Origin of the sequence: Spirosoma sp. KUDC1026, assembly GCF_013375035.1 — a bacterium.
GTDB lineage: Bacteria > Bacteroidota > Bacteroidia > Cytophagales > Spirosomataceae > Spirosoma.
Map to the genome: position 1 here is coordinate 2,814,334 of NZ_CP056032.1, position 10,667 is coordinate 2,825,000.

13 protein-coding genes (1 of these 13 running past the window's edge) are annotated in these 10,667 nt (G+C 51.7%); 6 read left to right on the forward strand and 7 right to left on the reverse strand.

Features of this window, described 5'->3' with window-relative positions:
• Window positions 1-7 precede the first annotated feature (7 nt).
• Window positions 8-1,543: an MFS transporter gene (locus HU175_RS11830; protein WP_176566797.1), complete on the reverse strand. Its 1,536-nt coding sequence runs from the start codon at window positions 1,541-1,543 to the stop codon at window positions 8-10.
• A 150-nt stretch (window positions 1,544-1,693) separates the two neighbouring features.
• On the opposite strand from HU175_RS11830, the gene HU175_RS11835 reads away from it, so the two are divergent.
• From HU175_RS11835 to HU175_RS11845, 3 genes are all read left to right on the forward strand, one after another.
• Window positions 1,694-3,172 carry a BamA/TamA family outer membrane protein gene (locus HU175_RS11835; RefSeq protein ID WP_317167804.1) on the forward strand — a complete coding sequence of 493 codons (1,479 nt, stop codon included), beginning with the start codon at window positions 1,694-1,696 and terminating at the stop codon, window positions 3,170-3,172.
• Between the two features lie 82 nt (window positions 3,173-3,254).
• Window positions 3,255-3,827: a hypothetical protein gene (locus tag HU175_RS11840; protein ID WP_176566799.1), complete on the forward strand. Its 573-nt coding sequence runs from the start codon at window positions 3,255-3,257 to the stop codon at window positions 3,825-3,827.
• Between the two features lie 30 nt (window positions 3,828-3,857).
• Complete coding sequence (locus tag HU175_RS11845; protein WP_176566800.1) at window positions 3,858-4,082, forward strand: DUF2281 domain-containing protein; 225 nt, start codon at window positions 3,858-3,860, stop codon at window positions 4,080-4,082.
• Between the two features lie 77 nt (window positions 4,083-4,159).
• Here the strand turns inward: HU175_RS11845 and HU175_RS11850 are convergent, their stop codons facing one another.
• The 6 genes from HU175_RS11850 to HU175_RS11875 form a co-directional block, all read right to left on the reverse strand.
• Entirely contained in the window at window positions 4,160-4,525 is a 366-nt protein-coding gene (locus HU175_RS11850) for a hypothetical protein (protein ID WP_176566801.1), read from the reverse strand.
• Window positions 4,526-4,594: 69 nt separating this feature from the next.
• The gene (locus HU175_RS11855; RefSeq protein ID WP_176566802.1) at window positions 4,595-5,092 is read right to left on the reverse strand and encodes a Spy/CpxP family protein refolding chaperone; all 498 of its coding nucleotides are present in this window, start codon (window positions 5,090-5,092) and stop codon (window positions 4,595-4,597) included.
• Window positions 5,085-5,414, reverse strand: a complete 330-nt coding sequence (locus tag HU175_RS11860; RefSeq protein WP_176566803.1) for a hypothetical protein — start codon at window positions 5,412-5,414, stop codon at window positions 5,085-5,087. Before HU175_RS11860 ends, HU175_RS11855 begins: the two co-directional genes overlap by 8 nt.
• A gap of 1 nt (window position 5,415) precedes the next feature.
• Window positions 5,416-5,997: an RNA polymerase sigma factor gene (locus HU175_RS11865; protein WP_176566804.1), complete on the reverse strand. Its 582-nt coding sequence runs from the start codon at window positions 5,995-5,997 to the stop codon at window positions 5,416-5,418.
• A 146-nt stretch (window positions 5,998-6,143) separates the two neighbouring features.
• Complete coding sequence (locus tag HU175_RS11870; protein WP_176566805.1) at window positions 6,144-7,214, reverse strand: branched-chain amino acid aminotransferase; 1,071 nt, start codon at window positions 7,212-7,214, stop codon at window positions 6,144-6,146.
• Window positions 7,215-7,359: 145 nt separating this feature from the next.
• On the reverse strand, window positions 7,360-7,938 hold the full coding sequence (locus HU175_RS11875; protein WP_176566806.1) for a cob(I)yrinic acid a,c-diamide adenosyltransferase: 579 nt from the start codon (window positions 7,936-7,938) through the stop codon (window positions 7,360-7,362).
• 226 nt (window positions 7,939-8,164) lie between these two features.
• Between HU175_RS11875 and HU175_RS11880 the strand changes: the two genes are divergently transcribed.
• The 3 genes from HU175_RS11880 to tyrS all read left to right on the forward strand — a co-directional run.
• Window positions 8,165-8,674, forward strand: a complete 510-nt coding sequence (locus HU175_RS11880; RefSeq protein WP_176566807.1) for a hypothetical protein — start codon at window positions 8,165-8,167, stop codon at window positions 8,672-8,674.
• Entirely contained in the window at window positions 8,667-9,893 is a 1,227-nt protein-coding gene (locus tag HU175_RS11885) for an S-adenosylmethionine:tRNA ribosyltransferase-isomerase (protein WP_176566808.1), read from the forward strand. Before HU175_RS11880 ends, HU175_RS11885 begins: the two co-directional genes overlap by 8 nt.
• Window positions 9,894-10,009: 116 nt before the next feature.
• Window positions 10,010-10,667, forward strand: partial view of a tyrosine--tRNA ligase gene (gene tyrS, locus HU175_RS11890; protein WP_176566809.1) — the 5' portion only. It continues 629 nt past the right edge of the window; the window shows 658 of its 1,287 coding nt (coding positions 1-658); its start codon is at window positions 10,010-10,012; the stop codon falls past the right edge of the window.

Sequence of the window (10,667 nt, forward strand, 5' to 3'; positions counted from 1 at the left end):
TTAAAAATTAGTGGCCACCTGGTCCAATGGGGAGAACCACCTCGTTGGTACGTTTGGCTTCTTTGACCAGGAAGCAGGATGCCGCTGCCAGCAATAGGCAAATTCCCGCCAGTACCAGCGCGTTACGGGGGTCGTTACCCAGCAGGGGCTCATAATAGAGGGGTACGGTAAGCATTCCGATAAACTGCGGTACACAGATAAACCCATTGAAAATACCCATGTACACGCCCATCCGCTCTTTAGGAACCGCCACCGACAGCATCAGATACGGCATCGACATGATTGATCCCCAGGCCAGCCCAATGATGGTCATGCCGATGAGATAGATGAATTTGTCGTTGGAGGTAAGCGTCAGAAAGAAGCCCATAGCCCCAATCGAGAGGAACACGGCGTGGGTAGCCCGGGCACTGCCAATGGCTTTTGCAATGCGCGGAATAAAGACCGAAATCAGGGCGCAGGAAATGCTGAACATAGCAAAACACAATCCTCCCCATTTCGTACCTTCCTCAAAACCAAGCGGATTTGACTTCGTGTCCGGTGCGTTGAACGCGTACCGGGCCACGGCCAGCGATAGATACTGCCACATAAGCGGGAGACCGTACCAGGTGAAAAACTTAACCCACCAGAGCTGTTTCATCACCGTAGGCATGGCCGAGAGCGAAGCCAGTACTTCCTTGAAAATAGGAAGCATCAGGAACAGATAGCTACCTGCCAGTACACCCACTCCCCACAGCAAGCCCGTTACCCAGCCACCGATCCGGGCGGCAAAAAAGAATGCCAGAATGGCCCCGCCCAGCGAGAGAGCCAGATGCCAGAAGGAAATCGATTTTTTCTCTTCGTCACTAAAAACATGTGGTTCCTTATACCTGTCGTCAATGGGAGGGTACTCTTTTGTCGTGCGAACGGTCCAGAAAACCGAGAGCAGGATAGCAGCCGCACCAATGTAGAACGGATACCGTACCGAGTTTGGAATCCCATTCGCTAACTGCCCATCCGACATGACCATCGATATGCCCATGAGGGGCAGTATGTAAGGCATCAGGTTGGCCAGGGTTTGCCCGAATCCAACCATGAACGACTGCACGGCAAAGCCGGTTGGACGCTGTTTATCGTTGAGAATGTCGCCGACAAAAGCCCGGAAGGGTTCCATCGCGGAGTTCAGACCTGCATCGAGCATCCACATCAGCCCCGCTGCCATCCAGACAAATGACGAGTTGGGCATAAAGATCATGGCAATACTTCCGAACAAGGCCCCCACCAGTATAAAGGGCTTTCGGCGGCCCCAGCGTGGCGACCAGCTCCGGTCTGAAACGGCCCCAATAATCGGTTGAAGCAACAGCCCCGTCAGAGGGCCAGCGAGCCAAAGGCCCGGAATAGACGCTTCATCGGCACCCAGATACCGATAGATAGGACTCATGTTGGCCTGCTGGAGACCAAAGCCGTATTGAATACCCAAAAATCCGAAACTCATGTTCCAGATTTGCCAGAAACTCAACCGGGGACGCTCGGTCTGGGTCGGTTTCTGAATTTTTTCAGTTTGCATGTATTGGGTGTTTTTAACTAGTCACTGTAGCTTTAGGAACAGTTAACAATTATACGCGACAATTTGTAGGATATAGAGATTATCTTGTCTTATTTTTTTGAAAAAGATGTACTTTTAAGCATGATTCCAAAGATATGGCCAATCTATTTAATGATAATAACGGCATGTTTATTTGCCCATTTATCAACGTTTGCCGAGACGACTACTGATTCAACACAGCGAGTAGTTATCCGCTCGGTTGGCCTGATTGGTAACTATAAAACAAAAGACCGGATCATTCTGCGGGAAATGAGCCTGCACACTGGCGACACAGTGCGGCTCAGCGATCTGCCCGAACGGATTACCTGGGATCAGCGGAACATCAGTAATACCGTGCTTTTTGTTACGGTCGACATAAAAACAACCTTGACTACGGCCGATTCGGTGTACACCGCCGATACGCCAAACCTAACTACCCCGGTCGATTCCGCGGGCCTTGCTGCCAGCTCGGAGAAGCCTGCTCAGTTGGCGCAGCTTGACCTGACGGTGATCATGAAAGAACGCTGGTACATCATTGCTTATCCCGTGTTCGACATTGCCGACCGGAACCTGAACGAGTGGTGGTACGACCGGGGGAGAGACCTTCGCCGGACAATCTATGGAGGGCGGTTGAGCTACCGCAACGTAACGGGCACCAACGACCGGTTGCAACTGGCTATTGAACGTGGATTTCTGCAGCGAACGGTCTTGTCCTATTCCAGACCTTATATTGACAAAGCTCAGAAAACGGGCCTTCGGTTCGATCTGAGCTATTCGACCAACAAGGAAATTCCTTACCGAACCCAGGCCGATAAATGGCTCTTCGTCCGTTCAGACGAGTTGCTGCGTACGCGTATGTATGCCGAGTTGATTTTAAGCCACCGCCGTGGTCTGTATCAGTACCATACTGCTGGCGTTCGCTATAACCTTAATGAAATTGCAGATACCATTGCCCGGCTTAACCCCGACTATTTTCTGAATGGGCAAACCCGGCAACGTTACCTGAGTTTGTCGTACGGCTATCGTTACGACCGGCGCGATAACGTTGTGTACCCGCTCCAGGGAAAACTCATAACGGCGGGGGGCGGCATCAGTGGTTTGCTGCCCGGCGATAATTTCCGTTTCGTCGACGCCTATGCCTCGATGACCCGCTACTGGTCGCTGGGTAAGCAGTTCTATCTGGCGTCGGGGGTGCGCGGCCGCGTGACCTGGCCGACGCGCCAGCCTTATTATAACCTCCGGGGTCTGGGAAGTTCGGTAGACATGGTGCGTGGGTACGAACTTTACGTGGTGGATGGTCAGCGGACGGCTATCTGGCGAAATAGCCTGCGGTACCAGCTGTTCAACGTTCGGAAGGAACTGAGCTGGCTGCACATCCGGCAATTCAACACCCTTCCCATTGCGGCCTATATAACGGCCTTCGGCGATGCGGGGTACGTAAGCAGTACCGTAGCGGAGCAGTATCAGAGCAGATTAGCCAACCGCCCGCTGCTCGGAACAGGCATGAGCCTAGATGTTGTTACGTTTTATAATCTCGTAATCCGGTTCAGCGGCACCATAAACGCCCAGGGCAAAACCGGATTTTTCTTCAATTTGGCGCAGGAATTGTGACGATTTAACGGATTGTTGGTTCAGATAAAACAGTAATGAACAAACAGTACCGGTTTTATACGATCATTTACCTCAAATTAATATGAAGAAAACAGTTTTACTTCTTTTTGTGAGTTTGCTGATTGGACTGAACGCCTGCCAAAACCTTGATCAGGCTTCCGAACAGACTAAAGATTCGTCAACTACAACTGAAGCTGGAACGCCCTCCGGAAATGTCATTACCGAACGATTGGCCAGTCTGGGCCTGACGACCGATAGTGACTGGCGGGGCATCAACCTCGGTGATGCTTACAATACTGTCGCGAAACGGGAGAAAAGCGAGCCCTTCGAGCGTGATGATGAACACGTTGGCTACACGCTCGAACTTAAAAACCTGGAAACGGTCGATATTCTTTATTATCAGGAAGATCAGAAAGTATCGGCCATTGAAGTCGATCTATACGTAAATACAGAAGCAGCCGTAACTGAGTACCGAAAAGACCTGATGACGTATTTCAGCAGACGATACGGCGCTGGAGAAATAGACGAAGAAACAACAACCTGGGCGTCTTCAAAAGGTAAAATCGTTACGTTGAAAGACGTATCGAAAGGCAAGGATTACGGTCTTAAAATCCGCATTCTGCCATCCGATGATGCCGTAGCTATGACGAAGTGAAGGATTCTGCTGTTAAATAACTCGAGCTATATGATTTATCGACTAGAAATAGATGATCGCCACGAAACGGCGAGAGCTGTCCTGGACTTTATCCGCCAAATGGCGAGCAAAAATAAAGCGATAAAAAGGCCTGTTGCTGTTACTGACTTTAACAAAATGCCATTGACTGAACGGCCGTTAGGAATTATGAAGGGGAGTTTCAAACTGTCGCCTGATTTCAATGAGCCACTGGACGATCTAAAAGATTACATGTAATGCGTCTTCTAATGTCGTTAACCACAAGAGGCCGGATGGTTCAACCATCCGGCCTCTTGCATTGTGTGACGGCTCGACTACCGGCGACCCCGCTTGCTGCGGCCACCACCGGGATGAGCAGGCATCTTGCGTTCGTTCAGCAGCGTACCTTTCTCGTCGAAATGCAGTAATGTCCGGCTATCCTGTTTGTCGGTAACGACGACGAGGTAAGCTCCTTTCTCGCCTTTACCGGCCCGGCGGATGGTTGCATCCGGATACTTGTCTTTCACGGTTGCGGCAACCGCCGACGGCAGATCCTTCACCTCAACCGGCGTCAGGTTCCGCATACCGCCCCGCATGGGGCGGTTCTGGCTCATCCGGCGGGTCGAATCGACTTGTTGGGCAAAACTGCTTCCTACGCTGATGGCGCCCAGCAGGGCAGCCATAATGATCACTTTCTTCATGGTTTACTGTTGTTTGATTCGTTAGGTGTTGTTTACTGTAAAAACCTGCGCACTGACTGAAAATTAATTTCAATCTGTCCGTTGCCTGCCAGCGGTACCAGCACGACGATTGTTCCAGGCGGCTGCCTGCGGAAGCTTACGAACGATATTAGCCAGCTTTTTCCGCTGCTCGGGGGTGCAGATTGCCGCTACCTGCTGGAAGTGACGAAGCGTTAGCAGATCGATCCGGGCGAGTTGATTATGATACGCCTGCGCCTGGGCCAATAGAGTTGAGTCTGCCGCTGTTATGTCACTAAGCTGCCCGAAGAAACGCTTCCGCATGGGTCGAATTCCTTCGGCTAACGCCCGACGCTCAGAAAAGTAGTGCTCCCGGAGTTCGTTGTATTGCTGCCGCTGCTGTTCTGTAAAATCGAGTTGCCTGGTCAGAAACGTTCGTCGTTCATTAGGCCGAAAACCATCGCGGTGCCCGTGCCTGAATGGCCCAAACCAAATCAGCAGCGCGACGTTCAGAATAGCCAGACCGAGGACGAGGGCAATCAGCAGGCGATATTTTTGACGATCATTCATTAACGTAATCGATTGAATTAGTTGGTAGATAATCGGCCACGAATCCGTCATAGGTCGTTACGTCGTCGGTAGTTGTCGGGGCCGAATCCGAGTAGTAGAACAGGGCTCCCGCGTTGAGTAGCACAATCAGGCCAAAAGCGCTCAGGGCATAGGCGGGTCGACGTAGCCAGACCGGTGTCCAGCCAGTATCCGGCCGCTGTGCCAGTCGGGCCTGTAGCCGGGTATAAAAAAATGGCCGGGGCTCTTCGGGTGATACCTCCTTTAGCTTATTGAATCGCCGTTCCCAGCGTTCATCATCGGTCAATGGTGCTGAATCGTTCATGTTAATTTCCGTTGAATACGTCGGCGTAATAGGGTTGTAATTTCGTGCGTAACTGCCGTTTGGCCCGGTGCAGCAGCGACTCCACCGCCGACACCGTTGTCTGAAGGATCGCTGCCACTTCTTTGTAGGATAATCCTTCCATGTAATGAAGTGTGAAAGCCGCCCGCTGCGTGTCAGGAAGTTGCCCTACAGCGCGAAGCAGTAGTTGATTTTCTTCGGTCTGAGCGAGGGCCTGCTCCGGCTGGCTGGTATCCGGTGGGTCGTGCAGTAATTCATTCGATGCCCCAAACAGACTGGTTACAAAGGCGAATCGTTTGCGGGTACGTTTCTTTCGCAGATGGCTCAGTGACTGGGTCGTCGTAATTCGATACAGCCACGTACTGAAAGTAGCCTCGCCCCGAAACTGCCCGATAGTTTCGTACACTTCGGCAAACACTTCCTGGGCTACATCGTCAGCTTCGTCGCGGTCACCCAGCAGCCGGAACGCCAGATTGAAAACCCTGGTCTGGTAGGTTTCGACAAACCGGCGGAAAGCCGCTTCGCTGCCCGCTTTCAGTTCGATAAGTAGCTCAGATTCCGTCACCGCTGTCGTTTTGTCAAACCGTTTGTTTTCTTAGGTGCCATTACGCTGGAAAACCTGCGCCTGGGAATGAAAAAAGATCAGTCAAAAGAAAACCCCGGCTAAATTGGCCGGGGCTTTCTTTATGGTATAAACTGGACGTTTGAAAACTAGATTTTCTGCACCCAGCCGAAGGGATCGTCAATTTTGCCCGTGCGCAGATCGCCCAGGTAGTTCGATACGCGAACCGCAAAAGACTCTTCCGGAGCAAACTCAGGCAGCATATGGTCTTTGCCATTATAGCCAATCAGGGCGTAGGCCGATGCGCCTACGGCCGTACCAGCCCCGAAAGCTTCCGTCAGTCGCCCGCTCTCAATACCACTGATCACCTCGTCAATTGATACCAGCCGCTCTTCGACTTCCATGCCCCAGTGTTTGGCAATGGCAATAATAGCTGCGCGGGTCGTTCCTTTCAGAATCGAATCGGACGTAGCGGGCGTAACCAGCTTGCCATCAATAACGAACATGATGTTCATCGTACCTGATTCCTCGATGTATTTGTGCTCCCGTGCGTCGGTCCAGATCAACTGATCGTACCCCTGCTGCTGCGCCAGCAGCGTTGGGTACATCGACGCGGCATAGTTACCCGCGCATTTCGCGTAACCCGTGCCGCCCGGTGCCGACCGAATGTACTCGGTCTCTACTTTCAGCTTGGGCGGGTTGCTGTAATACGCACCAACGGGGCACGTAAAAATGCAGAAACGGTACGTTTTCGAAGGGGCCACACCCAGGTAGTTATCCGAGGCAAACATGTACGGCCGGATATACAGCGAACTGTTCGGTGTCGACGGTACCCAGTCAGCATCAACGCGTAACAGCGCTTCCAGACCGCCCATGAATACTTCTTCGGGTAGCGTGGCCATGCACATCCGGCGCGCCGATTCGTTCATCCGCTCGAAATTGGCCAGCGGATTGAACAGCAGTACGTCGCCTTCATCGTTTTTATAGGCTTTCATCCCCTCAAAAATCGACTGACCGTAATGCAGCGCTGATAGGGCCGGGTTGATCGTGAAATTGTCAAACGGCACGATCTGCTGATTTTGCCATTGACCGTCTATGAAATCGGCCACGAACATATGGTCCGAGAAGTGTTTTCCGAAAGGCAGATGATTAAAATCTACTTCCTGAATCCGGGAGCGTTCCGCTTTCCGCAATTCAATTTGTAAGACGTCCGTCGTCATGATCTGGTAATGTTAATACTTGGGTAACTGCTTAGCCACCTGCGGTTAACCGCCTGTTACTAACCGTCTGCGGCAAATCTAAATAAATAGATCGACTAAAGGGTATTTATTTGCCGAACTTCAGCCGACTTTTCCCCATCGGCAATTAGGACCGGCTGGTCCATGTAATTTCTTCCGCATCCAGGTCCTGTGCCATAGTTCTGCCCAGCACGAACAGGTAGTCGGACAGGCGATTGAGGTACTGCAGAATCAGCGGATCAACGTGCGAAACGGTTGTCGTCATTAAGTCGTCATTCAGGGCCGCAACCAGCCGCTCGGCCCGGCGGCAAACGGTTCGGGCCAGGTGACAGAACGAAACGGCCTGATGCCCCCCCGGCAGAATAAACGAACGTAACGCCGGGAGCGTCGCATCCATCGCGTCAATGGCTGTTTCCAGAGCTGTAATATCCTCCGGCTTGATCGCGGGCAGAGACTTGGTCGCTGTTGTGGCTGGTTTCTCCGGGTCGACGGCCAGTTCTGCTCCAATTGTGAATAACCGATCCTGAATTTCTTTCAGACCTGATCGACGATCGTTGTTAACGGATTGATCACGTACTAACCCAATCCAGGCGTTCAACTCGTCAACCGTACCGTACGTATCAATCTGCAGGGACGCTTTGCTTACCCGGCGTCCTCCAATCAGCGCTGTCTGCCCTGTATCACCTGTTTTTGTGTAAATCTTCATAGAACTGATAAACCAAAAAAACGGACGAATGGCTACGAAGTCGGCTGAGCTGGCGCTTTGAGTCGGGAAGCAGTGGCATTACGGTCAAAGCGATTAACGCAAACCGTTTCTAAACGAACGGATTTCACCGTTCGGGCCGTACCTTTGCCCCCTGAAATACGAAACCAGGTGCCGAACAATGATGTACAGGTACTCCGCCTGATCTGAAAGCGGCATCTATCCTTTTATGAAGACAGGTACTTTTTTCGTCCGGACTTGGCGCATCATGTCAATTCTTGGACTATTGTTTTCCCTTTTTAACAGCTACATTTCCTATCCAGGCGAAGTTGTTGTTCGGTTCGATGCCCTCAATCAGCCGCTCCAGACGATTGATCGGGAAATCATCTTCTATGTCGCCGTTGCTATATTTCTGATCAGCAACACCCTGCTTAACGTACTGAAACGGCTTTTTCCGAAGGTACCAACCGAAAAACTGCCGTTGTCTCCGCAGAGCCCCTGGCTGGCTCATCGTGATCAGTTAAACGAAGTCGTTGTCAACTGGTTTTTTGCTCTGATGGCCGCTATCAATACGGTTCTGGGCCTGGGCCTGATCGTACTCTCACTGCTGAACCGTTCGGACCGGGCTATCCAGGCAATTGACTACGCCTGGCTGGCTCCTCTCAGTACGGCAATTATCATCAGTGTATTGGCTGCACTCCCTATCCGACTGTTCATGAAACCCGATAGCGATGCCTGAATCCGAACCGCTGCTGCTGACCCAGTTTCAGTATGAATTACCCGATGATCGGATCGCTCGATTCCCGCTGGCGCAACGCGATCAGTCTAAACTGCTGGTGTACCGGGCTGGCGCTATTCAGCACAAATCGTTTTCTGATCTGCCCGGACTGCTGCCTGAACAAAGCTTCCTGGTCTTTAATAACACGAAGGTCATTCCGGCACGGCTGCATTTTACCCGGACAACCGGGGCAGTTATTGAGCTGTTCCTGCTGAATCCGGTAAGCGAAGGCGACAACGATGAGTTGCCTATCAGCCAGGCAATGGAACGTACTGGTAGCGTCGTCTGGCACGCCATGATCGGTAACCGGAAACGCTGGAAATCGGCCGAAACACTGGAAACAACGCTGACTACGCCAACCGGCAACGTAATAGTAAAAGCCGACTGGTATAACCAGGATGCTTCGACGGTACGTTTGAGTTGGGAGCCTGCTGAGTTAAGTTTTGCGCAGCTTATTCAGTTTGCCGGTGAAATTCCCCTGCCACCTTACCTCAAACGCGACGCTACCGATGCCGACCGGCTTACCTACCAGACCGTTTATTCTAAAGAAGAAGGGGCGGTGGCGGCTCCCACGGCAGGTTTACATTTTACGGACGCTGTGTTCGCCGAACTGACTGCGCGTGGCATCGGTCATGATTACGTAACACTGCACGTCGGTGCCGGAACTTTCCAGCCGATCAAAAGTGAGGATGTGCGTGCCCATCATATGCACACCGAAGAAGTTGTGTATACGACCGAAAACGTTCGACACTTACTCGCGCATCTGGATTACATTATTGCCGTTGGGACAACATCCATGCGGGCGCTGGAAAGCTTGTACTGGATGGGAGTAAAGTTGCTGCAGAGTGAACCCGATCCGTTCCGACTGGATCAGGAATACGCCTACCAATGGTCGGTAACTGAGCGTCCCGCAGCCGAAGCGGCCTTAGTAGCTGTTCTAAAGTATTTAACGGAGACAAGTCGATCAGCCGTTGTGGCCCACACCGGTATCTATATAACACCGGGCTATCAACTGGCGATCTGCCGGGGAATCATTACCAATTTTCACCAGCCGAGTTCTACGCTGATTCTGCTCATTGCAACTCTTATCGGCGATGACTGGCGCACCGTATATAACGAAGCCCTCACACACGACTATCGCTTTCTAAGCTACGGCGACTCGTCACTGCTTTTACCATAAAACTTTACTTTTGCAAAAAGGAGGAAAGGGGGGAGAGGGAGCAAAGGAGGAAGGATATAAACTATGGCCAACCCCTTTCCTCCCTCTCTTCCTCTTCCTCTCTTCTCCTTTCTATTATGAATTTCATCGAAGAACTCCGCTGGCGGGGCATGCTGCACGACATGACCCCCGGCACCGAAGAACGACTTGCCGAAGGGATGACGGCGGGCTACATTGGGTTTGACCCAACGGCCGCGTCACTGCATATTGGTAACCTAGCAACTATTATGCTGCTGGTTCACCTTCAACGCGCGGGGCATAAACCGTATGCCCTGGTGGGTGGCGCAACGGGCATGATCGGCGATCCATCGGGCCGATCAACCGAACGCGATTACCTGTCGGAGGAGACGTTACGTCGTAACCAGGAAGGTATTCGGGGACAGTTGACCCGCTTTCTGGATTTTGATTCGGGCGAAAATGCCGCCGAGATGGTGAATAACTACGACTGGTTCAAAGGAATCACATTTCTCGAGTTTCTGCGTGAAGCAGGACAGCATATTACTGTCAACTATATGATTGCCAAAGATTCCGTAAAGAAGCGCCTGGAAACAGGATTGTCGTTTATGGAATTCTCATACCAGTTATTGCAGGGGTACGATTTTTACTGGTTGTACAAAAACAAAGGCGTTCAGATACAGATGGGCGGCTCTGATCAGTGGGGGAACATCACCACAGGCACTGAACTGATCCGACGTAAAGAAGGCCGGGAGGAGTATCAGGCCTTTGCTCTGACAA

Coding starts and splice junctions, on each gene's coding strand:
- HU175_RS11830 (WP_176566797.1), bottom strand. CDS start 1,543: ATGCAAACTGAAAAAATTCAGAAACCGACCCAGACCGAGCGTCCCCGG.
- HU175_RS11845 (WP_176566800.1), top strand. CDS start 3,858: ATGATTTATCGACTAGAAATAGATGATCGCCACGAAACGGCGAGAGCT.
- HU175_RS11880 (WP_176566807.1), top strand. CDS start 8,165: ATGAAGACAGGTACTTTTTTCGTCCGGACTTGGCGCATCATGTCAATT.
- HU175_RS11835 (WP_317167804.1), top strand. CDS start 1,694: ATGATAATAACGGCATGTTTATTTGCCCATTTATCAACGTTTGCCGAG.
- HU175_RS11855 (WP_176566802.1), bottom strand. CDS start 5,092: ATGAATGATCGTCAAAAATATCGCCTGCTGATTGCCCTCGTCCTCGGT.
- HU175_RS11850 (WP_176566801.1), bottom strand. CDS start 4,525: ATGAAGAAAGTGATCATTATGGCTGCCCTGCTGGGCGCCATCAGCGTA.
- HU175_RS11875 (WP_176566806.1), bottom strand. CDS start 7,938: ATGAAGATTTACACAAAAACAGGTGATACAGGGCAGACAGCGCTGATT.
- HU175_RS11840 (WP_176566799.1), top strand. CDS start 3,255: ATGAAGAAAACAGTTTTACTTCTTTTTGTGAGTTTGCTGATTGGACTG.
- HU175_RS11870 (WP_176566805.1), bottom strand. CDS start 7,214: ATGACGACGGACGTCTTACAAATTGAATTGCGGAAAGCGGAACGCTCC.
- HU175_RS11860 (WP_176566803.1), bottom strand. CDS start 5,414: ATGAACGATTCAGCACCATTGACCGATGATGAACGCTGGGAACGGCGA.
- HU175_RS11885 (WP_176566808.1), top strand. CDS start 8,667: ATGCCTGAATCCGAACCGCTGCTGCTGACCCAGTTTCAGTATGAATTA.